The sequence below is a fragment of the Tenacibaculum profundicola genome (assembly GCF_057220795.1).
In genome coordinates this window covers 2,040,632-2,064,478 of the sequence record NZ_CM170137.1, presented here as the reverse complement: position 1 = coordinate 2,064,478, position 23,847 = coordinate 2,040,632, and the positions used below count along the sequence as shown (strand labels likewise).

The following is a 23,847-nucleotide window of genomic DNA, read 5'->3' as shown; positions in this document are numbered from 1 at the left end:
ATTTATTATATAGATTAAAGAATTTAGCTGAATTAATGACTTACCAAGAGACTATAGACTGGATGTTTGCTCAGTTGCCAATGTACCAACGTCAAGGAGAAGCAGCCTTAAAAAAAGATTTGACGAATATAGTTGCACTGTCAAATCATTTAAGAAACCCTGAAAAAAAGTTTAGAGCAATTCATGTTGGGGGCACTAATGGCAAAGGATCTACTAGCCATATGCTAGCTTCTATTTTACAAGAAGCGGGCTATAAAGTCGGATTGTATACATCACCACATCTAAAAAACTTCACAGAACGCATTCGTATTAATGGAGAAGAAATTTCTAAAGAGTCAGTTGTTGAATTTATTTCAAAAAATAAGGTCTTTTTGGAGAAACAAAAGCTTTCGTTTTTTGAAATGACGGTAGGCCTAGCTTTTAATGAGTTTGTAAAAGAAAAGGTAGATATCGCTGTCATAGAGGTTGGCCTTGGAGGAAGATTGGATTCAACGAACATTATTTTTCCTGAGGTTTCGGTAATTACAAATATAGGACTAGACCATACGCAGTTTTTGGGAGAAACATTGCCTGAAATAGCTTTTGAAAAAGCAGGGATAATAAAACATAAAGTCCCAGTGGTTATAGGTGAACGTCAAGGTGAAGTTTCGAATATTTTTGTAAAGAAAGCAGAAGAATGTCAGTCTGAAATTGTATTCGCTTCAGATATGCAGGAGCAATATGCTACTGATCTGTTGGGTGATTATCAGTTAAAGAATGTTAAAACAGCGATAGCAGCTATCAAACAACTGAGAAGTTTTACTGTTTCTCAAGAAGATATAAGAAACGGACTTTTAAGAGTAGCTGAGAATACCAATTTAAAAGGAAGGTGGCAAATTTTACAAGAAGTGCCTAAAATAATATGCGACACAGCACATAATAAAGAAGGGTTGTTTTATACGTTGAATCAATTAAAAAAAGAGGCGTACGAAAAATTGCACGTGGTATTAGGTGTAGTATCAGATAAAAATATAGATGAAATATTGCCAATGTTTCCTAAAAAAGCAAGGTACTATTTTTGTAAACCAAGTGTTTCAAGAGGGCTTTGCGAAATCGAACTAAAAGAGAAAGCAGCAGTCCATGAATTGATGGGTGAAAGTTTTGTTTCTGTAAAAGAAGCTGTTAGGGAACTGAAGTTAAATATGAATAAAAACGATGTAGGATACATAGGAGGAAGTACGTTTGTTGTGGCAGAAATTTTGTAAAAAAATGACGAAAAATATTGTCAATTCTAAAAACAGTTATATATTTGCATCCGCAATTAATAAGCAAGAGCCCGGAGCTAAGTTTGTAAAGTATATCCTGAATAATTACAAAGGAAGTTAAAATTGCGAAACTCGATCCTTTGAGAGTATAAAAAAATAAGGGCGCGTAGCTCAGTTGGTTCAGAGCACTTGGTTTACACCCAAGGGGTCGGGGGTTCGAATCCCTCCGCGCCCACAAACTCATCCTTAGAGAGTATAAAATATAAGGGCGCGTAGCTCAGTTGGTTCAGAGCACTTGGTTTACACCCAAGGGGTCGGGGGTTCGAATCCCTCCGCGCCCACGAGAGAAAAGCTACCTTTTTAGGTAGCTTTTGTTATTTATAAAGCTATGATTTATTTTGGGTTAAGAACAAACTATTCTTAAACTTCAGCAATTGTTCTTGAGCCCCAGACTTGGTAACTTATTCTATTTATAATGATGATTTTTTTAAGATAATTGTAAAAAACCTTTTTCGTAACTTCGTCAGTTCAAAATTATTTATGATTTAATGAGAAACCCAGTTATAGCAATTATTGGATTAGGATACGTAGGATTACCATTAGCTAGGCTTTTTGCTACTAAATATAAAGTAATAGGTTTTGATATAAAAGAAAAAAGGGTTTCTGAATTGAAAGATGGAGTAGATGTTACCCTTGAAGTTGATAACCAAATTTTAAAAAGTGTTCTAATAAATGACTTGGAACATGAGAAAGGTCTTTTTGTAACATCGGATTCAAGTATTTTAAAACACTGTAACTATTATATTGTTACGGTACCTACTTCCGTGGATAAAAATAATCAACCAGTTTTAGAACCACTTATTTCTGCTAGTAAAACTATCGCAAAGTATTTACATAAAGAGGATATTGTCATTTACGAATCAACAGTTTACCCTGGAGCAACTGAGGAAGATTGTATCCCGGTTTTAGAGGCTGTATCAGAATTGAAATTCAACCATGACTTTTTTGTTGGGTATTCCCCTGAGCGAATCAGTCCAGGGGATAAAGTCAGAACTGTGGAGAATATTTTAAAAGTAACTTCTGGTTCTACACCTGAAACAGCAAAAAAAGTTGATGATTTATACAAGTCTGTCATAAAATCAGGAACGCATTTGGCCTCTTCAATAAAAGTGGCAGAGGCTTCAAAAATAATAGAAAACTGCCAAAGAGATATCAACATTGCTTTTGTTAATGAGTTAGCTAAGATTTTTAGTTTAATGAATATTGATACGAGTGAAGTGCTTGAAGCAGCTGCTACAAAATGGAACTTTTTACCCTTTAAACCAGGGTTGGTGGGAGGTCATTGTATCGGAGTTGATCCTTATTATTTGGCGCAAAAAGCACAGCAATATGGGTATTATCCAGAAATTATATTATCAGGTAGAAGATTAAATGATGGAATGGGGGCTCATGTGGCTTCTGAGATTGTTAAATTGATGATAGATAAGGAAGTGAAGGTAAAAGGCGCAAATGTTTTAATTTTAGGAATAACATTTAAAGAAAACTGCCCTGATACAAGAAATACAAAGGTTGTTGATGTGATTCATGCGTTAACGAGTTTCGGGGTAAATGTGGAAGTGTATGATCCTTGGGCCAAAAACGTTGAAGTAAAGAATGAATACGGAATAGCCCTTCTTGAGGACATTCGTGGAAAAAAATATGAAGCGATTGTTCTTGCAGTTTCTCATAGTGAATTTAGAAACATTGATATCTTAAATTTAAAAAGTAAAAAATCAGTAGTTTATGACGTTAAAAACTTCCTGAAACTTAAAGACAAAAGTTTGTAATGAAAAATTTCGCAATGATTGGCGTGGCAGGTTACATAGCTCCAAGGCATTTAAGAGCTATTAAGGATACAGGGAATACATTGATAGCAGCATTGGATAAATTTGACAGTGTTGGTATTATGGATCGTTATTTTCCAGAAGCTGATTTTTTTGTTGAATTCGAACGTTTTGATCGGCATATTGAAAAAATGAAAAGACAAAATAATGTTCAATTAGACTATGTAAGTATTTGCACACCTAATTATTTACATGATTCTCATATCCGTATGGCGTTAAGAAGAGGGGCAAATGCCATTTGCGAAAAACCATTAGTGTTAAATCCGTGGAATATAGATGCGCTACAAATGATGGAAAAGGAATCGGAAAGCAAAATAAACACGATACTTCAATTACGTTTGCATCCCAGTATTATTAGGTTAAAAAACAAGGTTGTAAACGAAAACAAAAAAGAAAAGTACGATGTTGATCTCACCTATATAACCTCAAGAGGAGGATGGTACCATGTTTCATGGAAGGGAGATGAAAGTAAGTCCGGAGGTATTGCTACCAATATTGGAATCCATTTTTATGATATGTTGTCTTGGGTGTTTGGTGAAGTTCAAGAGAATATAGTGCATTTAAGAGAAAAGGATAAGACGGCTGGCTATTTAGAATTTGAGAAAGCGAGAGTACGATGGTATTTGTCTATTGATGAAAACTCCCTTCCCAAAGAAATAAAAGAAAAAGGAGAACGTACGTATCGCTCAATGATAGTAAATGAAGAAGAAATCCAATTTAGCACAGGATTTACAGAGTTGCATACAGAGAGTTATGCGCAAATTTTAAAAGGAAAAGGTTTTGGTTTAAAGGAGGCTAGGTCTTCAATTGATATTATATATAACATAAGGAACAAAGAAGTGGTAAATTTTGGAGAAAAACATTTTTTTTTGTAAAAGAACCTAATATATTTGTCTTTTAAAAAGAAAGAAGAAAATGAAACCAATATGTTTAAAATGAATATTCATTTTAAACAGGAAGGGTTACATGTGACCAGATAAAACAACTAACTATAAACACATGAAAATCGGAATTACTTTCAGTGCTTTTGACTTATTACATGCAGGGCACATAAAGATGTTAGAAGAAGCTAAACGTCAATGTGATTATTTGATTTGCGGACTTCAAACGGACCCCACTCTCGATAGACCTGATAAAAACAAACCTGTACAGTCTGTAGTTGAACGTTATATTCAACTAAAAGGATGTAAATATGTAGATGAGATTGTACCCTACGCAACGGAGCAAGATTTAGAAGATGTTTTACGATCTTTCCATATAGATATTAGGGTAATAGGTAATGAATATGCAAACAAACAATTTACAGGAAGAGATTATTGTGAAAAAAAAGGAATAAAGTTATATTTTAACAAAAGAGAACATCGTTTTTCAAGTACTGGTTTACGTAAAGAGGTGCATGAAAAAGAAAGTCTCAAGGATAAAGATAAGAAATAGATAGATGAATATAGCCGTTATAGGTGCAGGCTACGTGGGTTTAGTTTCAGGAACTTGCCTTTCTGAGATGGGTAATAAAGTTACTTGTGTTGATGTTGACCTAGATAAAATAGATAAACTTCGTAAGGGTATCATTCCCATATACGAGCCTAGTTTAGAGTCTCTTGTTACAAAGAATGTAGCCATGGGTAATTTGTTTTTTACAACAAGTTTAGAAGAGGTGATAAAGAATGTTGAGATGGTTTTTATTGCGGTAGGAACCCCTATGAGAGAGGATGGCTCAGCGGATTTACAATATGTGCTTTCTGTAGCGAAAGAGATTGGAGGAAAAGTAAATGATCGTCTAATAGTGGTGAATAAATCTACGGTACCTGTGGGAACCGCCGATAAGGTGAAAGAGACGATTCAACAAGAGTTAGATAAAAGAAATGTGAAAGTAGAGTTTGATGTAGTTTCAAATCCTGAGTTTTTGAAAGAAGGAGATGCTATTAATGATTTTATGAAACCAGACCGAGTGGTGATTGGCGCCGAAAGTGAGTATGCTTTTGGAAAAATGAAAGAAGTTTACAGTCCGTTTTTTAGAACGCATGATCGCTTTATTACCATGGATATTCGATCGGCAGAAATGACCAAATATGCTGCCAATGCCATGCTAGCTACAAAAATTTCATTTATGAATGAAATAGCTAATATTTGTGAAAGAGTTGGAGCAGACGTAAATAATGTCCGTATTGGTATAGGTTCCGATAAGCGTATAGGGTACAGTTTTATTTATCCTGGTATTGGTTACGGAGGAACTTGTTTTCCCAAGGATATCGCGGCTTTAAAGAAAACTAGTTTGGATAATGGATATGAGCCGAGTTTGATAAATGCGGTAGAAAAAATAAATCAAAATCAAAAAATATTTTTTGTTGAAAAGATTTTACATAGATTTGGTGAAAATTTATCGAAAATGGTGTTTGCTATTTGGGGCTTGTCGTTTAAACCAGAAACAGATGATATGAGAAAGGCTCCATCAACCTATGTTATAAAGGAGCTTGTAAGAAGAGGAGCCAAAGTTAGAGCCTATGATCCGAAAGCAATGGGACAAGCAAAAAACATTTATTTAAAGAATTTTAATGATATTGAATACGGCGAGTCTAAATATGAGATTTTGAAGGATGCAGATGCCTTGATATTGTTAACCGAATGGAAAGAATTTCGCTCACCTGATTTTAATAAAATAAAAAGCCGACTAAAATATCCTGTTATTTTTGACGGAAGAAATCAATATCAGATTTTTAATATGGAGGGTAAGGGCTTTGAGTATTTCTCTATTGGAAGAGGGTAGAAATCAATTTTTGATAAATTTAATAATGATACGAATTCTTTAATTGTAGTTCAGTTACAATAAGAATAAATATAGTAGGAATATTGTCCAATTAGATCAGTGAACTTTTGTTCAGTTAATTGAAAAATTAGAAAATAAAATAAGAATGATACAATACGCAGAAAAGTACCTAGGGTCCATAGAACAAGGAATGAGGAACTCTAAATATAAAGTCAATGGAGAAAAGAAGGACATGGAAAGCTTCTTTGATGATTTAAATGATTTTACCAAGGAGGTTAGGTCTAGTGGAGGAAGATTGTTTTTCTTCGGTAATGGAGCGAGTGCGGCTTTTTCAAATCATATGGCACTAGATTGGTCAAAGAATGGAGGGATATTAGCTCTTTGTTTAAGTGATAGTGCTATGTTAACAGCTTTGGCTAACGATTACGATTTTGAAGGATGTTTTTTAGAATTTTTAAAGATTAATAAGCCTAGTCCTAATGACTTGGTAATTACTACAAGTTCTAGCGGAAATAGTAAAAACGTTGTAAATGTTTTAGAATATTGTAGAGAGAATGATATAAAAACTTTTGGGCTTAGTGGTTTAAATGAAGGGAATAAAACGGAATTAATTGCTGATTTTTCTCTTTTTGTACCAATGAAAACCTATGGAATGGTAGAGTGTATACATCAAGTTTTTCATCACTTAATGCTTGATAAATTTATGGAAGTAGAAGAGTGGGCTAAAACGGAATCTCAAAATATGGATGCTGAAAATTTTAAATTATGATTAGAATAGGGATTGCTGGGTTTGGTAAAATAGGTCAATTGAGAGCGCAAATTTTATCAGAAAGAAAAGATGTTTCCATTGTAGGGGTTTATGACGTTAAAAAACCTGAGGAACTTAATTCTATGACATTTTATGATTCTTATGAAAAGCTTATAGAAGCAGATATTGATGCAGTGTTTATTTGTGCTTATAATACGGTTTTAGCAGAGTATACAGCTAAAGCTTTGAATAAAGGAATTCATGTTTTTTGTGAAAAGCCGCCAGCAATGAAAACAGAAGACTTAGGAGTGGTTTTTGAGGCTTTAGAGTCTTCTAAGAAAGTGCTGAAGTATGGGTTTAATCATAGATACCATTATTCGATAATGGAAGCTAAAAAAATAGTGGATTCTGGAAAAATGGGAAAACTTCTTTGGTTGAGAGGAGTTTATGGAAAAGCTGGAAGTATAGATTATGATAAGAACTGGAGGAATTATAAAAAGTATTCTGGAGGAGGGATTTTGATTGATCAAGGAATTCATATGTTGGATTTAATGAGGTATTTTTCGGGAGAAACCTTTAATAAAATTAATAGTTATATTACTACGGCATATTGGGATATTAAAGTAGAGGATAATGCTTTTATTTTAATGCAATCAGAAAATAATGTAATTGCTAGTATGCATTCCAGTGCTACACAATGGAGGCATAAATTCCTTTTAGAGATGTGTTTTGAAGAAGGATACTTAAACTTAGATGGAATTCTGTCAGGAACAAGGAGTTATGCTCCAGAGAAATTAGTTATTGGACGAAGAGAGTTTGAGGATGTTACATTTGCAATGGGGAAACCAAAAGAGACGGTTGTATCTTTTGAAAATGATCACTCTTGGAACCTTGAAGTCGAAGAATTTATGAATGCAATAAAGGGAGAAGGAGAGATTAAAGAAGGTACCTTACAAGATGCCTATGATACATTATCTTTAGTGCAAAAAGTTTATGATAACAGTGAAATTTAGAGTCTATTTAAGTCAGTTTTTAAATAAAGTCAATTAAAAAATAAAATATTATAACTATGAAAGTTTTAGCTTCTCCATCTTCAATAGGACAAATAACTACTGAGCCTTTTGAACTTTTAGAATCTCATGGCTACGAAGTTGTGAAAAATCCCTACGGTAGAAAGTTAACAGAAAAAGAAACGATAGCTTTAGGTAAGGATTGTGTTGGGATTGTTGCCGGAGTAGAAAGTTTAAATGTTAAGGTTATTGATTCATTACCAAATTTAAAGTGCATCAGTAGAGTAGGCGTTGGAATGGATAGTGTTGATGTCTCTTACGCGGAAAGTAAAGGGATTAAAGTGTTAAATACACCTGATGGGCCAACCAGAGCCGTAGCGGAACTAACTTTAGGATTAACATTATCGCTTTTAAGAAAAATTCCAAACGCACATGCAGATCTTAGAAATAGAGTATGGAAAAAGCAAACTGGAAATCTCCTTTATGGAAAAAAAATAGGAGTATTAGGTCTTGGTAGAATAGGAAGAATGGTAGCAGAAACATTTAAGGCATTGGGGAATTCAGTTGTTGGTTATGATCTTTATCCAAATAAAGCATGGGCAGTGGAAAATGGAGTAGAACTATTAGAGCTTAAAAACCTGTTATCTTCTTGTGATATTCTAACAATTCATGTTCCTGCAAAGAAAGATGGCTCTGCAGTGTTAGGCAAAAATGAATTAGATTTGTTAAAAGAGGATGCTTTCGTAGTGAATGTTTCACGAGGAGGTGTAATTGATGAAGAAGCTTTATACACTATTTTAAAAGAAGGGAAATTGTCTTCTGTTGCTTTGGATGTTTTTAGTGAAGAACCTTACGAAGGGAAATTATGTGACTTAGAAAATGTAGTGTTAACACCTCATATTGGTTCGTATGCAAAAGAAGGAAAGTTAAAGATGGAGATAGACGCAGCAATGAATTTAATTAATGCTATAAAGTAAATAAGTGAATGGCAGTTGAAATTGATTTAAAAGGGAAGGTTGCATTAGTTACAGGAGGAACAAGAGGAATTGGAAAGGCAATTTCCGAACAACTCTTGAAGGCTGGAGCGAAAGTGTTAGCCACTGGTACAAATGATGCTAAAATTCAAAAAATGAATCAGGAGAATGATAACGCATCTCTTAAATATTTACAATTAAATCTGAGTGATTTGGATAATGTAAATGACTTTATTAAGAATACGTTAGAAACTGAGGAAGTGGATATTTTAGTTAATAATGCTGGTATTAATATTGTTTCTGAAGCGACGGATATTTCTAATGATGATTTTATAAAAATTCAAGAGATTAATGTTTACGGACCATTCTTATTAGCTAAGGCTTTTGGCGAAAAGATGATAGACAAAAAATGGGGTAGAATAGTAAATATAGCCTCCATTTGGAGTGTTGTAACACGCCCAGGACGTCTTTCCTATTCAACAAGCAAAATGGCTCTGTTAGGAATCAATAAAACTTTGGCAGTAGAATGGGCAAGACACAATGTTTTGGTTAATTCAGTTAGTCCAGGGTTTACATTAACTGAACTAACAGCTACAACTAATACAGAAGAAGAGTTAAAAACAATAGAAAATAAAATCCCGCAAAACAGACTTGCTTTACCTGAAGAAATAGCTAATGGTGTTTTGTTCTTATCAAGCAACCTGAATTCATATTTAACGGGACAAAATATAATAATAGATGGAGGATACACTGCAATATAACTTTACTGTTAAATCTAATATTCACGATTATGAAGTTCAATTTATAGATGACGTTAAAGCAACGCTAGTAGCAGAACTTAAAAAAGGAGACTTTATAATTATAGATAATAAAGTGAAGGCTCTTTATTCGGACTGGTTTGGAGAAGCTCTGCAAAACTTTAATCATATTGGAATTGATGCTACAGAGCCACAAAAAAGTTACCAAGAAGTAGAACATGTCATAAATACACTTATCGAAGGAGGCTTCCGAAAGAATCATAGATTGATAGCTGTTGGAGGAGGAATAACTCAAGATGTTACAGCATTTATTGCATCGATACTATATAGAGGGGTGCAATGGTACTTTTTCCCTACTACTTTGTTAGCTCAAGGAGATAGTTGTATTGGAAGTAAAACATCAATCAACTTTGGGAAATTTAAAAACCAAGTAGGGGGCTTCTATCCTCCCAATAAGATCTATGTTGAACCTAAGTTTTTAAATTCATTACCTCATAAAGAACTTCAATCTGGTTTAGGAGAGATGGCACATTATTATGTCGTAGCAGGTGAAGAAGATTTTGAAAAGTACAAGAACGATTATGCAGAAGCATTAACTGACAAGAAAGTTTTAGGAGGATTAATAGCGCGAAGCTTAGAAATAAAAAAAGGGTATATTGAAATAGATGAATATGATAAAAATGAACGTCAAGTATTTAATTATGGGCATTCTTTTGGTCATGCGATTGAGAGTTTAACTCAATATGGTGTCCCTCATGGTATTGCTGTGTCATTTGGAATGGATATGTCTAACTTTGTTTCCATGAAAAAGGGATACATAACTTCTGATGTTCGTCAAAATTCAAGAGAGTTGTTTGAGAAAATATGGGATGGTTATGCAGATCAAGTAAAAGAACTTGATATAGATACTTACTTGGTAGCATTAAGTAAAGATAAGAAGAATAAAGGGCCTTTATTAGGACTTATTTTGAATAAAGGTTATGGTAAAGTGTTTAAAGATTTTACTGAGAATGATGCTACTTTCAGAACTTGGATGGAAGAGTATTTTGCAAATGAATTAAAATAAAACGTATGGTTGTTGATACATTAAAGAACATAGATTTATATAAAGGTTTATCACCAGATATTTATGCAGGATTACAATTTCTAGCTAACGCTAATGCTAATATTGAACTAGGGGTATATCCAATAAATGATAACGTAAAGGCTATTGTTTCTTCATACGAAACCGTAGATGATTTTGTAAGAGGGTATGAGTCACACAAACATGTAATAGATATTCAATATCCAATTCAAGGTTTAGAAAGAGTAAAATGGTCTCCAATTGAAGGAATGAATGTTAATATTCCGTATGATAAAGAAAAAGATAGAACTTTTTTCAAAGATCCCTCAACACAAGGCACACATGTTGATATAGGAAATGGAATCTTTGCAATTATGTTTCCTGAAGATGGGCACGGACCACAACATAAAGTAGGCGAAAAAGGAGTAATTAAAAAAATTACAATTAAAGTTTCGATATAGTGAAAAAATTAAAAGTTACAGCTCTTGTTCCTATGAAAGGGAATAGCGAAAGAGTTCCAAATAAAAATATTAGAGCTTTAAATGGGAAACCGGTTTGCCATTGGATTATAGAAACACTTTCAAAAAGTAAATATGTTGATGAGATAATTATTAATACAGATTCTCCGAAGATTAAAGAAATTGTAGCGGGTTTTGATTTGGTAAAAGTGATTGATAGACCAGATTGTTTATTAGGAGATGCTGTAAGTATTCAACCATTGATTGCACATGATATTGAATATGCTAAGAATGAATATATCATTCAAACACATTCAACAAATCCATTATTAACTATTGATACCATAGATAAAGCAATTGAAACTTATTTTGAAAATTTAGATAAGCACGATGCTTTATTTTCGGTAACTCCATTACAACAGAGGTTTTATTTTAAAAACGGAAAACCCGTGGGGCACGATCCGAACAACTTAATACAAACGCAACTTTTAGAGCCTATATACCATGAGAATTCATGTATGTATATTTTTTCTCGTGAAACCAATAGAAAAGTGCAAAATAGATTAGGAAATAATCCTTATTTATTTGAAATGGATCATTTAGAGGCCGCGGATATCGACGAATGGCATGATTTCCTTTGGACAGAATTTCTAATGACACAAAAAAGCAGAAACAAATAAAGAAATTCATTAAATTAAAGATAGTTAATTTAATCATCATAAAATATGAAGGTGGATGAAAAGTATGTATTATTTTTTGGCTATTATTTTTTGGCCTCTTTACTATATTAGTTTGGAATTAACCAAGAGTAGTTTAATTAATAGTCTTACTATTATTTTAATTAGTACTCCAGTGTTAATGGTGTCACTTCTAAAATTGGCAAAGACGCCTACGATTAGACTAAAAAAGGCTCAGCATTTTTTTTTTCTTTTCATATTTTTCTTTTTATTCCATAAACTCATTTTTGATAAATCTTCTGTACTTTCTCAAGTTTCAGATTTATTTAATGTTTTTACATGTATTTTTTTTTGGTATAACATAGATTCATTAATAGGAAGTGAAAAAACAAACAAAGCTTTATTGATTTCGTCAGGGGTGGTTTTATTTGTTCTATTACTACCGCAGTATTTAAGTCAGCTATATTTAAATGAAGGTATTATTAATGCATTTAAGAGGATAGATTTAGAAAAATTAAGGTTTGCTAAATCTACAATTGAAGTATATTTATGGATTGGGATTTTTTTATCTTTATTTATAACAAGAAAGAAAACATTTATTTATTTACTGTTATTTGTTGTTTTAACTTTATTTATAGTTGCTTCGGGAAAAAGATCTTTGGTGATTTTTTATTTGTTAGTTATTGTTATTACTCAAACTAAACTTTTAAGGAAGTCTTTGTATTCACTCTTTTATTTTATTCCATTTTTACCTGTTTTATTTTATTTTTTCAGTTATGTAATCCTGTTTTTATTTAAAGAGAATGATTTCATTTATTTAATTTTTATAACCACTTCATTAGAGAATTTTGAAACAGGGAGTGGAAGAATTGTTATGTGGTATGATTTGTTATTAGTGTTTTTTGAGTTTAATTTTTATAACTTATTTAATGGGGTTCAAAATTTTCAATTTTGGAAGTATTTTGATGATTCAATTTATTTCAATTTACATAATACCTATTTACAGGTTTTTTATAAAAAAGGATATTTATTCTTTTTCTCAATCGTAATTATTTTTTTTAAATATTTGAAGCAAGTTAATCAAAGTTTAAAGAATCAGAAATTATTGTATAACTCTAGAAGTTTTTTGTTTCTTTTAGTACTAGTTTTTTCAAATACTGAGGCTCTTTTAAGAGTTGAAACAAATCACGCTTTGATAGTTATAACTATTTTATCATTGAAAAACGAAATACAAGAATATGCTTAAGTCTTTATTTAGTAAGGTATTAGATAGTGTAGAGATAAATTCTTGGATGCTACATGTGGTTAAGAGTGTACAAGTTTTAGTTTTTTACCCAATAGTATATACTTACTTGCCTTCGGGAGAATCTGCTATGTGGATGATATTTATGCTTTTTGTGTCCTTACAAAATTTATTCGACCTTGGATTTCAAAATGTTTTTGTAAGAATAATATCTCAGGCAAACACAGGAAAGTGGTCATTACATATGGGGAGTCAATCCAATGAGCAATTTAGTAAAGGTGCTAAGGAAGTATTATTGTCTAGAATTGATTCAACTTTAAAATTTATTTATTCAACTCTAGCAATAATGTTTTTACTTTTAGTTTTAAGTATTGGCACATACTATGTTGATAAAAGGTCAGTACAATTGACATTAACTGAGTTTGAACTTTATTATTGGTTTTTGTTTATTATAGGGTTAGTCGTTTCATTTTATAATAGAAGATACGTATCTTATCTAATCGGTGTTAATTTTTTATCTTTAGTTAAAAGAACCGAGTCGCTAGTTTATTTTTGTAGTCTATTATTAGGTCTGTGCTTCTTTTTAATTTTCCCAAATTTAATTGTGTTGATAATTAATTATACCTTTTGGCAATTAATTTTAAATCTAAGTTTTAGAAAGTTGTATCGCAAGCATAAAGTTTTAAATTCAAATAAAGTTTATCTAGATAAAGAGATTTTTCTATTTGTATGGCCAATGGCATGGAAAGGAACTATTTCTTCATTAAGTTCTTATGGACTTGTTAATGCATTTGCATTATGGTTTGGTAGTTACGCAAATGCAAAAGAAATAATTTCTTTTACATATGCTTTAAAAATACTGGATTCAACTAGAATGTTCTCAAGGGTGCCTTTTTATAGTAATATACCTAATTTGAATGCAATTAGAATATCCAAGCCTTATATGGTATTTTTTAAAGTAGCATTGAAACATATACAACGAAGTAATTTTATGTTTGTGCTTATATCACTAAGTTTTTATTTTTTTGGGTTTGATATTCTGAGTGTGTATTCTAGCTCATTTAGTAAAATAGATGGTTCATTATGGCTTTTACTATGTTTAGCTTACTATTTGCATCTTAATGGTGCATATCATACGCATATCTATAGCATGACTAATAAAGTAAACTCTCATATAAGTGACTCTGTAAGTGGTGTTTTAATTCTACTTTTTTTATTCCTTTTTTTTAATAAAGATCATTTGATTTTATTCCCTATAGCACTAATTATTGGCTATGGAATATTCTATTTACCTTGGGCAATATTTTTTTCTAACAGAGTATTAAAAGACAAATTTTTTAAATTTATTATATTATCAACTTTAGTTCCATTTATTCTTTTACTATCAATTTTGCTATTTAAATTCTATTGATATGAAAAATAAATGTAATTGACTATAAATGATTAAACTACTAACAAATAATGAAAAATAAAATATTAGAAACATATAAAAAAGAAGGTATTTCTTCGGTGTTTAAAAAAGCATATTATCGGATTAGTTATCTATTGATTCGTACATTTGAAAATAGTTCTTCTGAAAATAGTAGGTGGCTTGAAATTAAAGATAAATATAAAGGGAAAAGAGTGTTTTTAATAGGGAATGGACCTAGTTTGAACGAAACACCTTTATATATGTTAAAAAATGAACATGTGATTTGTTTTAATCGATTTTATATAATGAAGGAGCGTTTGAATTGGGAGCCTGATTTTTATATGTGTGTTGATGATTTGGTGCTAAACGATCTTGCCCCAGAAATAGATCAGGTTATAGAGAAAACAAAATACGCATTTTTTCCTGACCGTCATTTCAGAAACAAGAACTTTAAAAAAATCTTACCTAATTTAAGTAATATGTATTGGCTTAAACCGATTTTTGGACAAGGTTTTTCAAATGATCTTCCTAGAGTAAACCAAGGAGGTTCTGTTATATATGAAGGAATGCAAGCCATGAATCATTTAGGATTTGATGAGATTATTCTTCTCGGAGTAGATATGAATTTTAAAATTCACGAAACTGCTAAAACTATCGGAAATATAAGAGGTACTAACATTACTTCTCAAGACGATGATGACCCAAATCATTTTGACCCAAGATATTTTGGAAAGAATAGAAGTTACCATCAGCCTAAGGCACATATAATAGAAAACATTGTAAAGAACTTAACTTTTTTAGGAGCAAACCTCAAAAGATATGGTGTAAATATAATTAATTCAGGTTTCAATAGTAAAGTCGAAGCATTTCCTCGAAAAGATTTTTTTAGTCTGTTTAATAAAACCTCTGAGGAAATAAGAGAGGTTTTTGAAGAGTTACTTCAAGATAAATCGGGAAAAACCATAGCTGATTTTGAATCTAAATATCCATTTATCGATAATTTGGACGTATTGCCAGAGATTGATGGGGTTAGTTCATTTTACACTAGTCAGGAAAATGGAGTGAACCAAGTGAAAAAAAGGATACATAATTATTTACCTTTAGGTCCTTTCGATAATAAATATTATTTTATAATTAGAGAAAATAAATAATTTATAGAATGAGTAGAATGATTTTTATGTCTCATCCATTAACAGAGAATACACCTACCTATGGTGATAGAGACAAGTTAACAATATCAGTTAAAAGTGAAATAATAGATGGGGTTGGAGCAAATACTTCAACGCTTAATTTTTCTAACAACCATCTTGGTACTCATATGGATACACCGTTCCATTTTTGTTCAAATGGTAAAAAGACTTTAGAATATACTGCAAATGATTTTTTCTATAGTAAAGTAGCGATTATTAAATGTCCATGCGAACAGGCTAAATTGATACAAAAAGATGATTTAGATTTAAACTCTATTCCTAAAGATGTGGATTTTCTACTGATTGATACAGAGTTTGAACAATATAGAAACATAGATAAATATCATAATGATAATCCTGGGTTACATCCTTCGTTAGCAGATCATTTAAGAAAAAAATTTATAAATTTAAAAGCTATTGGTTTTGACTTTATATCCTTGACTTCATGGAAATTTAGACCAGAAGGGCGAGAAGGCCATAAGGCATTTTTATGTGGTCCGAATCCATTTTTAATTATTGAAGATGTTTCTTTTCAAGAGTTAAAAGGTGAGGATATTCAATGGGCAGTAATCGCTCCTCTTAGAACAATCGACGGAAATGGTGGCCCCGTTACAATAATGGCTAAAACGGTATAAAAGAAAAGATATATGAAAAGCACAAATATTAGATCAAAAATAAAGAAGGGTGAGACAACTATTGGTACTTGGGTAACTATAGGTCATAGTTCTGTTGTCGAAATTCTAGCTCAAGAAAAGTTTGATTGGTTAACTATCGATATAGAACATAATTTAATAGATTTATCTACACTACAACAACTAATAATTGCTGGACAATCACATAATAAAGCGATGTTTATTAGAGTTCCAAAGAATGAAGAAGTATATATAAAACATGCTCTAGACGCTGGTGCTGATGGAGTAATAGTTCCAATGATAAAGAATGCTTCAGATGCAAAGTTGGCTGTGGACTATTCTTATTACCCTCCTATAGGAAAAAGAGGTGTCGGCTTATCAAGAGCCCAAGGGTATGGTAAAAAATTCAAGGAATATCAAGAATGGGCTAAAAACAATTTAGTGATAATAGCTCAAATCGAGCATTATGAAGCCATTGATAATCTTGAAGAAATAGCAAAAGTAAATGGAATAGATGCCCTTATGATTGGACCATATGATTTATCTGCTTCTATGGGTAAACCCGGGGAGTTTGATTTACCTGAGGTTAAAGAAGCGATGTCAAAATTTAGAAAAATATGTAAAGAAAACTCTATGCCATCAGGTCTTCATATTGTGCCTATAGAGAATGAAAGATTTAAAGCAGCTGTTGAAGAAGATTATAGTTTTATCGCATTTGGTACAGATTTCCAATTTATTAACCATTCTTTAAGTGTTTCAGTACAAAAATTATGAAAATTGTATTTTTTGATACACAAGCAACACTCTTAGCGAAAAATTTTTTAAAATTTACAGATTACTGTTATCAGCGAGAGAAAAGCTTTGAGGCAGTTTTTGTAAGTGCTGATTCGGCTAAGGTAAATTTAGAGTATGAAGAAAAGAGTAAAAAACAAATTGAGAGTAAACCTTATGCTCAATTTCACATAATTAAAACTTTTGATAAGAGTAAAATCGAAGCTTTTTTGCAAGAAGAAAATGCAGATTTTTTCATGATTGATTGTTATAGGGTCGTTGATCAATTGTGGTTGAGTATTGCAAAGAAGTACTGCGTATCTACATTAATGTTACAACATGGAATGGAGATACAAAATCTAAATTATAAAGCTTCAAGAATTTGGAATAAAATACCAAAATTATTTAGATATCTCTCTGCTATATATAGTCTTTCTTCCGTAATTAATGTTAACTTTTTTAATTTGGTTATACGTTATTTACGATCTCTTTATAGAGGTAAGAATAAAAAATCAATGTTTTTTGGGGATATAACTACTCCTGATGAGGCTTTCGTATATTCCAATTATTATGAAGATTATTACAGAAATATTTTGGGGTTTGGAGCAACAAAATTTCACCGAATAAGGTATCCAGATCTTGATTTGGCGGATAAAGTTTTGGAGCAACCATTAATCGAAGGAGCATGTTATATTACTCAGACTTTAGTTGAAGATGGTAGAATGGATAAAAAGGAATTTGCTCATTTAATGAACTCTTATAAAAAGATGACCAAACACTTTTCAAAGTTTTACATTAAAATTCACCCAAGAGCTCAACTGGATTCATATAAAATGTTTGAAGGTTTAAGTAATGTAGTTATTACACGGGATTTGCCTCATTGCGAGGTCTATATTACGCATTATTCATCCATGGCCTTTGTAGCATATTATTTGAATAAAATAGTTATTTTACACGAACTTAAAGATCATAAAACCCCTGAAATTTTTGAGAAAATAGCGGATTATATAATAAAGGATCCTAATGAGTTCGATTTTTTATCCACCAAGAAAATTTATAAAGAAGATGTTTCAGACATAATGTTCTCAAAAAAGGTAAATAACAATGAAGTAATATTTAATAGGTTAGTTAAGTTATTAGACGGAAATATATGAGAGAAACAATTATTGTATCAGGAATAACGGGCTTTGTTGGCTCAAATCTAGTTAAATATTTAGATGGAAATTTCAGGTTAATTGGTCTTTCAAGAATTGGCGGTGAAAATCTAATTTCTTACGATGAATTAAATGAAGAAATTATGGATAATTCAAGGTCGTTTATTCATTTGGCTGGGAAAGCCCATGATTTAAAAAACACTTCGAAGTCTCAAGAGTATTTTGAAGTTAATACCGAATTGACGAAAAGAATGTTCGATTTATTTTTAAAAAGTAGTTGTGATAAGTTTATTTTTATTAGTACTGTAAAAGCAGCCGCAGACACCTTGGAGTCTACTCTTACAGAAAGTATGATACCCAACCCACTAACACCTTATGGTCAATCAAAATTAGAGGCAGAAGAATATTTATTAAAGTGTAAAGTTCCTGATGGAAAGAGAATATATATACTTAGACCATGCATGATACATGGTCCTAATAATAAAGGGAATCTAAATTTGTTGTACAAGTTTATAAGTAAAGGACTTCCTTATCCTCTAGGTGCCTATAAGAATAAAAGATCGTTTCTTTCTGTAGAAAATTTATGTTTTGTTATAAAGAGGTTTTTAGATAATGATGTGCCATCAGGAGTTTATAATGTGGCTGATGACGAACCTGTTTCTACTAATGATTTAGTTAAATTAATCGGAAAAGAGATTGGAAAAACTACTACCCTATTAAATTTACCAAAATGGATGGTCGATACACTAGGGAGGTTGGGGGATGTTTTGAAATTACCAATAAACACACATAGAATTAACAAACTAACAGAAAGTTATGTTGTTTCAAATGAAAAATTAAAGAAAGAATTAAAAACAGAACTACCCGTTTGTTCAATTGAAGGATTAAAAAAAACCATAAATTCATTTAAATGAAAACGTACCTAACAGTAACTGCTCACCCAGATGATGAAGCACTAGGATTTGGAGCAAGTTCATTCGTGCTAACTCAAAAAGGACATACAGTATTCAACTGTATTCTATCGGGTAGTGTAGATGCAAGAAGACATAGACCTGATGTTGAAGAATTAGAAAAACATACAAATAACGCTCAAAAATTTATGGGAGCTGAACCTCCAATCTTAGGTCCTTTTCCAAATATTAAATTTAATACGGTGCCACATTTAGAGTTGGTTCAATTTATTGAAAAAGTTATTGAAGAAGTTCAGCCAGATGTAATCGTTACGCATCATCCTTATGACCTAAATAATGATCATTACCATACTTCAAAAGCATGTCAAGCAGCATCTCGATTATACCAAAGGAAGCCATGTAAACCCTTGAAAAGTTTATATTTTATGGAAATCCCTTCATCAACTGATTGGGCATTTCCCGTTGATGGGCAAAATTTTACTCCGGATACATTTATTGAAGTAGGAGAAGAAGGAGTAGAACAAAAACTAAAAGCGCTGTATGCATATGAAGGAGTTATGCGTCCTTATCCTCATCCACGAAGTGATGAAGCTATTAAAGCATTGGCAATTTTAAGAGGATCACAAGTTGGAAAACATTATTGCGAGGCATTCCAAACAGCAATGAATATTATAGAACCTTAAAAGAAATAGAATGTTTTTAGTTTTTAAAAGACTTTTTGATCTAATTTTATCAATAATTTTAATTATTGGGTTAGCTCCAGTTTATTTAATGATCGCATTAATCATTTTTTTACAAGATTTTGGCACTCCAATTTTTAAGCAAATACGCATAGGGAAAAATGGAGATGAATTTATGTTTTATAAGTTTAGGAGCATGCCTTTAAAAACTCCAACTGTAGAGTCGCATGAAAGAGAAAAATTAAAGATCACTCCATTTGGGAAATTTATAAGAAGGACAAACATTGATGAATTACCTCAGTTTTTTAATGTTTTAAAAGGAGATATGAGTTTTATAGGTCCTCGTCCTCCAATTCCATCACAAAGGAAATTAATAGAATTACGTAAAAATAATAAGTCACTGTTTTTGAAACCGGGATTAACAGGATGGGCACAAGTGAATTCATATGATAATATGCCAGAAGAAGTAAAGGCTAAATTTGATGGAGAGTATGCTGATAGAATTTCAATGGGAATGGATTTACGAATTTTAGGAAAAACCGTAGTTTATTTTACAAAAAAACCACCAACATATTAATACTTATAGATATGAAATTTGCATTTGTTACTTGTGTTCAAATTGGATTAAGTTGTATGGAAGCCATTTATGAAATTAATGGTGAATTAGATTTAATTATTTCTATTCCTGATGAAAAAGCAAAGAAAAAATCAGGAAGAATTTATATAGATGAATTCGCTTCTAAGCACGACATTCCAGTGGTCAAATCTAATCATATAAATGACGATTTGGTAATAGAGGCAATTAGAAAATATAGTATTGATTGGTTATTCATTATTGGGTGGTCACAAATTGCTTCCAAGGAAGTAATTAAAGCTCCAAATATGGGAGCTATTGGTGCTCATCCAACATTACTTCCTGTCGGGAGAGGAAGAGCGGCTATCCCTTGGGCAATTATAAAAGGGTTAGATAAAACGGGAGTTTCTTTTTTTAAAATGGATGAAGGTGTTGATACTGGCCTTTTGCTAGCTCAAGAGGAGGTGTCTATACTATCAGATGAAACCTCTACCACACTTTATGATAAGATCAATAAAGCGCATGAAACTTTAATTAAAAGGTTGTATGTTGATTTATTAAATGATAACATAAAAGGTATTGTTCAAGATGAGTCTAAGGCAACATATTGGGAGGGGAGAAAACCAAAAGATGGAGAGATTTTTGATTCAATGTCTGTGAATGATGTTGACAGGTTGGTACGAGCTACAACAAAACCTTATCCAGGTGCTTTTGTTATTGAAAAAGATAAAAAAGTAATTATTTGGAAAGGGAAAATAGAAAGAAAAAAAATGGAATCAACCAATTTGTTTTTCGAAATTTCTCTTCAGGATGGATATTATTATGCAACCAATTATGAAGTAGTTGATTTGTAAGATGGAAAAGATAGCTGTTATTGGTTCAGGAGGGTTAGGAAGAGAAGTATTGGGGATTCTTGAATGTTTAAATGAGAAGAATAAAATTTGGGATATCCAAGGTTTTTACGATGATAATGTATCGGAAGATTTAGTGAATGGATACCCCGTTTTGGGTGGCTTAGAACAGTTAAATTCCTTGAAAGAAGAATTAAATGTTGTCATTGGTATCGGAAACCCGCTAACAAGAAGTACCATAAAGAGCAAGTTAATAAACCCAAAAATTTCCTACCCTACTATAATTCATCCTTCAGTAGAGATTTATTCAAATAAGAATATTAAAATTGGAAAAGGTGTTGTTATTGGAGCAAACTCGGTTCTAACAGTAAATATTAATGTGGGCAACTTTACTCATATAAACTCTTCCGTTGTTTTATCGCATGATACCAATATTGGTGAATATTGCATGATAATGTCTTCTGTTTGCTTATCCGCAGGAGGTAAAATAGAAGATAAAGTTTACGTGGGAAATGCGGTAAAAGCAGATTGTCCTGTTTTTTTTAAAGAAAATGATCGGATAAAAATTGGTTCTATTATAACCGAGTAAATTTACTTATTTTTACAGGTGAACAAAACACTTTCATGAAAGGCATCATACTAGCAGGTGGATCAGGAACCAGATTATACCCTATAACAAAAGGAGTATCGAAACAATTGTTACCTATTTATGACAAGCCGATGATCTATTACCCATTGTCGGTATTGATGCTTGCTGGCATACGAGATATACTTGTAATTTCTACACCACAAGATATTCCTAATTTTAAAAATCTATTAGGAGACGGTAAAGACTTGGGGATAGAATTAAGTTACAAAGAGCAACCTTCGCCAGATGGTTTAGCGCAGGCGTTTATTATCGGAAAAGAGTTTATTGGAACTGATGACGTTTGTTTGATTCTAGGAGATAATATTTTTTATGGTCATGGATTCTCTGAGATGCTACAATCAGCAATTTCAAATGTTAAAAATGAACGAAAAGCCACCATTTTTGGGTACAATGTAAAGAATCCAGAACGTTATGGCGTGGTGGCATTTGATAAGAAAGGGAATGCCACATCAATCATCGAAAAGCCAACCAATCCTGAGTCAAATTTTGCGGTTGTTGGATTGTATTTTTATCCTAATAATGTTATAGAAATAGCTGAACAAGTGAAACCTTCAGAAAGAGGAGAGTTGGAGATTACTTCTGTGAACCAAGCCTATTTACGTAGTGATACTTTAAAAGTTCAAGTAATGGGTCGTGGTTTTGCATGGCTAGACACAGGAACTCATGATTCTTTGATGGAAGCGGGTCAGTTTATCGAAACCATTGAAAAGCGACAAGGTCTTAAAGTAGCTTGCATAGAAGAAATAGCTTATAACATGGGCTATATTGATAAAGAACAGTTAAAAGAGTTGGCTTCACCACTTTTAAAAAGCGAATATGGACAGTATTTGCTAAATTTGATAAAAACAAGTAAGTTACTATAAATTGCTTCAAAGTACATTTAATAGTGATCCAGGTTAGTTTTGAGCATTGGTTGAAACTACCCTGCGAAGCAGTCGAAAGGTTGATTTTGAATTCGTTTGCAGGTGACACCTTGAGCGCCAGTCGAAGGGTTGGATGTTTTCTACTATGTAATCAAGTTTTTTCGTAGGTTTGTTCTATATAGTACTTATAAATTTTTAAATAAAGGTGACAAGCACATATATAGTATGAAAAATATTTTGGTAACCGGAGGAGCAGGTTTTATAGGTTCTCACGTAGTACGATTACTGGTTAATAAATACCCTAATTACAAGATTATTAATTTAGATAATTTAACCTATGCTGGTAATTTGGAAAACTTAAGAGATATAGAAGAAAAACCAAATTATTCTTTTGTTAAAGCTGATATTTGTGATTATGGTTCTGTTAAGTCAATATTTGAAAGTAACAACATAGATAGTGTTATACATTTAGCAGCTGAATCTCATGTTGACAGATCGATCATAGATCCATTTTCTTTTGCAAAAACTAATATAATGGGAACGTTAAGTTTATTAGAAGCTGCAAAAAATCAATGGAGTAATGATTTAGATACTAAACTCTTTTATCATATTTCTACTGATGAAGTTTATGGTAGTTTAGGTGAAAATGGTTTCTTTACTGAAAAAACAGGGTATGACCCACATTCACCATATTCGGCATCTAAAGCCTCTTCTGATCATTTTGTGAGAGCGTTTCATGATACATATGGTTTACCTGTGGTAATCTCTAATTGTTCTAATAATTATGGGGCATTTCAATTTCCTGAAAAATTAATTCCATTATTTATTAATAATATTTGTAAGTCAAAACCCTTACCAGTATATGGTAAAGGAGATAATATAAGAGATTGGTTATATGTTAATGATCATGCAAGAGCTATAGATCTAATTTTTCATAAAGGAACTAAAGGAGATACTTATAATATTGGAGGATTTAATGAGTGGAAAAATATTGATTTAATTAAAGTATTAATTAAAACAGTGGATAGACTCTTAGGAAGAAAAGAAGGGGAATCTGAAAAATTAATAACTTTTGTTTCTGATAGAGCTGGGCATGATTATAGATATGCTATAGATTCTTCTAAACTTAAAAATGAATTAGGTTGGGAACCTTCACTACAGTTTGAAGAAGGTATAGAACATACAGTTAAATGGTATTTAGAAAATCAAGATTGGATAAATAATGTAACTAGTGGTAATTACCAAAAATATTACAAAGAGATGTATGGAAAGTAAAAAGGGGGATCTAAAAAGTAATTATGAAAAAATTTACTTTTGAAGTAATCTCTTATTATTAGAA

General features: G+C 31.8%; 25 protein-coding genes and 2 tRNA genes. All 27 read left to right on the top strand.

Features of this window, described 5'->3' with window-relative positions; all coding sequences use genetic code 11:
- Positions 1-35 precede the first annotated feature (35 nt).
- The 27 genes from AC2TDS_RS08790 to rfbB all read left to right on the top strand — a co-directional run bounded on the left by AC2TDS_RS08790 (position 36) and on the right by rfbB (position 23,783).
- Complete coding sequence (locus tag AC2TDS_RS08790; RefSeq protein ID WP_484738721.1) at positions 36-1,244, top strand: bifunctional folylpolyglutamate synthase/dihydrofolate synthase; 1,209 nt, start codon at positions 36-38, stop codon at positions 1,242-1,244.
- A 160-nt stretch (positions 1,245-1,404) separates the two neighbouring features.
- Positions 1,405-1,479 (top strand) — tRNA-Val (locus AC2TDS_RS08785).
- A gap of 31 nt (positions 1,480-1,510) precedes the next feature.
- Positions 1,511-1,585 (top strand) — tRNA-Val (locus tag AC2TDS_RS08780).
- A 207-nt stretch (positions 1,586-1,792) separates the two neighbouring features.
- On the top strand, positions 1,793-3,070 hold the full coding sequence (locus tag AC2TDS_RS08775) for a nucleotide sugar dehydrogenase (RefSeq protein ID WP_484738720.1): 1,278 nt from the start codon (positions 1,793-1,795) through the stop codon (positions 3,068-3,070).
- Positions 3,070-4,002, top strand: a complete 933-nt coding sequence (locus AC2TDS_RS08770; RefSeq protein ID WP_484738719.1) for a Gfo/Idh/MocA family oxidoreductase — start codon at positions 3,070-3,072, stop codon at positions 4,000-4,002. Before AC2TDS_RS08775 ends, AC2TDS_RS08770 begins: the two co-directional genes overlap by 1 nt.
- 124 nt (positions 4,003-4,126) lie before the next feature.
- The gene (locus AC2TDS_RS08765; protein ID WP_484738718.1) at positions 4,127-4,561 is read left to right on the top strand and encodes an adenylyltransferase/cytidyltransferase family protein; all 435 of its coding nucleotides are present in this window, start codon (positions 4,127-4,129) and stop codon (positions 4,559-4,561) included.
- A gap of 4 nt (positions 4,562-4,565) precedes the next feature.
- The gene (locus tag AC2TDS_RS08760; RefSeq protein ID WP_484738717.1) at positions 4,566-5,891 is read left to right on the top strand and encodes a UDP-glucose dehydrogenase family protein; all 1,326 of its coding nucleotides are present in this window, start codon (positions 4,566-4,568) and stop codon (positions 5,889-5,891) included.
- A 145-nt stretch (positions 5,892-6,036) separates the two neighbouring features.
- Positions 6,037-6,660, top strand: a complete 624-nt coding sequence (locus AC2TDS_RS08755; protein WP_484738716.1) for an SIS domain-containing protein — start codon at positions 6,037-6,039, stop codon at positions 6,658-6,660.
- Positions 6,657-7,652 (top strand): Gfo/Idh/MocA family protein, encoded by a 996-nt coding sequence (locus tag AC2TDS_RS08750; RefSeq protein WP_484738715.1) that lies wholly within the window; start codon positions 6,657-6,659, stop codon positions 7,650-7,652. Before AC2TDS_RS08755 ends, AC2TDS_RS08750 begins: the two co-directional genes overlap by 4 nt.
- Positions 7,653-7,708: 56 nt before the next feature.
- Entirely contained in the window at positions 7,709-8,626 is a 918-nt protein-coding gene (locus tag AC2TDS_RS08745; protein ID WP_484738714.1) for a phosphoglycerate dehydrogenase, read from the top strand.
- Positions 8,627-8,634: 8 nt separating this feature from the next.
- Positions 8,635-9,384, top strand: a complete 750-nt coding sequence (locus tag AC2TDS_RS08740; RefSeq protein ID WP_484738713.1) for an SDR family NAD(P)-dependent oxidoreductase — start codon at positions 8,635-8,637, stop codon at positions 9,382-9,384.
- Entirely contained in the window at positions 9,362-10,447 is a 1,086-nt protein-coding gene (locus AC2TDS_RS08735; protein WP_484738712.1) for an AroB-related putative sugar phosphate phospholyase (cyclizing), read from the top strand. The genes AC2TDS_RS08740 and AC2TDS_RS08735 overlap by 23 nt, the downstream gene beginning before the upstream one ends.
- Positions 10,448-10,452: 5 nt before the next feature.
- Positions 10,453-10,905: a NanQ anomerase/TabA/YiaL family protein gene (locus AC2TDS_RS08730; RefSeq protein ID WP_484738711.1), complete on the top strand. Its 453-nt coding sequence runs from the start codon at positions 10,453-10,455 to the stop codon at positions 10,903-10,905.
- Positions 10,905-11,582, top strand: coding sequence for an acylneuraminate cytidylyltransferase family protein (locus AC2TDS_RS08725; protein ID WP_484738710.1), 678 nt, complete (start codon positions 10,905-10,907; stop codon positions 11,580-11,582). Before AC2TDS_RS08730 ends, AC2TDS_RS08725 begins: the two co-directional genes overlap by 1 nt.
- Before the next feature lie 55 nt (positions 11,583-11,637).
- Positions 11,638-12,825, top strand: a complete 1,188-nt coding sequence (locus AC2TDS_RS08720; RefSeq protein ID WP_484738709.1) for a hypothetical protein — start codon at positions 11,638-11,640, stop codon at positions 12,823-12,825.
- A gap of 133 nt (positions 12,826-12,958) precedes the next feature.
- Complete coding sequence (locus AC2TDS_RS08715; RefSeq protein WP_484738708.1) at positions 12,959-14,233, top strand: hypothetical protein; 1,275 nt, start codon at positions 12,959-12,961, stop codon at positions 14,231-14,233.
- A 50-nt stretch (positions 14,234-14,283) separates the two neighbouring features.
- Complete coding sequence (locus tag AC2TDS_RS08710; protein WP_484738707.1) at positions 14,284-15,384, top strand: 6-hydroxymethylpterin diphosphokinase MptE-like protein; 1,101 nt, start codon at positions 14,284-14,286, stop codon at positions 15,382-15,384.
- Between the two features lie 8 nt (positions 15,385-15,392).
- The gene (locus AC2TDS_RS08705) at positions 15,393-16,058 is read left to right on the top strand and encodes a cyclase family protein (protein WP_484738706.1); all 666 of its coding nucleotides are present in this window, start codon (positions 15,393-15,395) and stop codon (positions 16,056-16,058) included.
- Positions 16,059-16,070: 12 nt separating this feature from the next.
- Positions 16,071-16,829 (top strand): HpcH/HpaI aldolase family protein, encoded by a 759-nt coding sequence (locus tag AC2TDS_RS08700; protein WP_484738705.1) that lies wholly within the window; start codon positions 16,071-16,073, stop codon positions 16,827-16,829.
- Complete coding sequence (locus AC2TDS_RS08695; protein WP_484738704.1) at positions 16,826-17,980, top strand: hypothetical protein; 1,155 nt, start codon at positions 16,826-16,828, stop codon at positions 17,978-17,980. The genes AC2TDS_RS08700 and AC2TDS_RS08695 overlap by 4 nt, the downstream gene beginning before the upstream one ends.
- Positions 17,977-18,894 carry an NAD-dependent epimerase/dehydratase family protein gene (locus AC2TDS_RS08690; protein WP_484738703.1) on the top strand — a complete coding sequence of 306 codons (918 nt, stop codon included), beginning with the start codon at positions 17,977-17,979 and terminating at the stop codon, positions 18,892-18,894. The genes AC2TDS_RS08695 and AC2TDS_RS08690 overlap by 4 nt, the downstream gene beginning before the upstream one ends.
- Entirely contained in the window at positions 18,891-19,574 is a 684-nt protein-coding gene (locus AC2TDS_RS08685) for a PIG-L deacetylase family protein (protein ID WP_484738702.1), read from the top strand. The genes AC2TDS_RS08690 and AC2TDS_RS08685 overlap by 4 nt, the downstream gene beginning before the upstream one ends.
- A gap of 10 nt (positions 19,575-19,584) precedes the next feature.
- Complete coding sequence (locus AC2TDS_RS08680) at positions 19,585-20,148, top strand: sugar transferase (RefSeq protein WP_484738701.1); 564 nt, start codon at positions 19,585-19,587, stop codon at positions 20,146-20,148.
- Positions 20,149-20,159: 11 nt separating this feature from the next.
- The gene (locus AC2TDS_RS08675; protein ID WP_484738700.1) at positions 20,160-20,999 is read left to right on the top strand and encodes a formyltransferase family protein; all 840 of its coding nucleotides are present in this window, start codon (positions 20,160-20,162) and stop codon (positions 20,997-20,999) included.
- 1 nt (position 21,000) lies between these two features.
- Complete coding sequence (locus AC2TDS_RS08670) at positions 21,001-21,585, top strand: PglD-related sugar-binding protein (RefSeq protein ID WP_484738699.1); 585 nt, start codon at positions 21,001-21,003, stop codon at positions 21,583-21,585.
- Between the two features lie 35 nt (positions 21,586-21,620).
- Positions 21,621-22,508 carry a glucose-1-phosphate thymidylyltransferase RfbA gene (rfbA, locus tag AC2TDS_RS08665; RefSeq protein WP_484738698.1) on the top strand — a complete coding sequence of 296 codons (888 nt, stop codon included), beginning with the start codon at positions 21,621-21,623 and terminating at the stop codon, positions 22,506-22,508.
- 225 nt (positions 22,509-22,733) lie between these two features.
- On the top strand, positions 22,734-23,783 hold the full coding sequence (gene rfbB, locus AC2TDS_RS08660; protein ID WP_484738697.1) for a dTDP-glucose 4,6-dehydratase: 1,050 nt from the start codon (positions 22,734-22,736) through the stop codon (positions 23,781-23,783).
- Positions 23,784-23,847 lie beyond the last annotated feature (64 nt).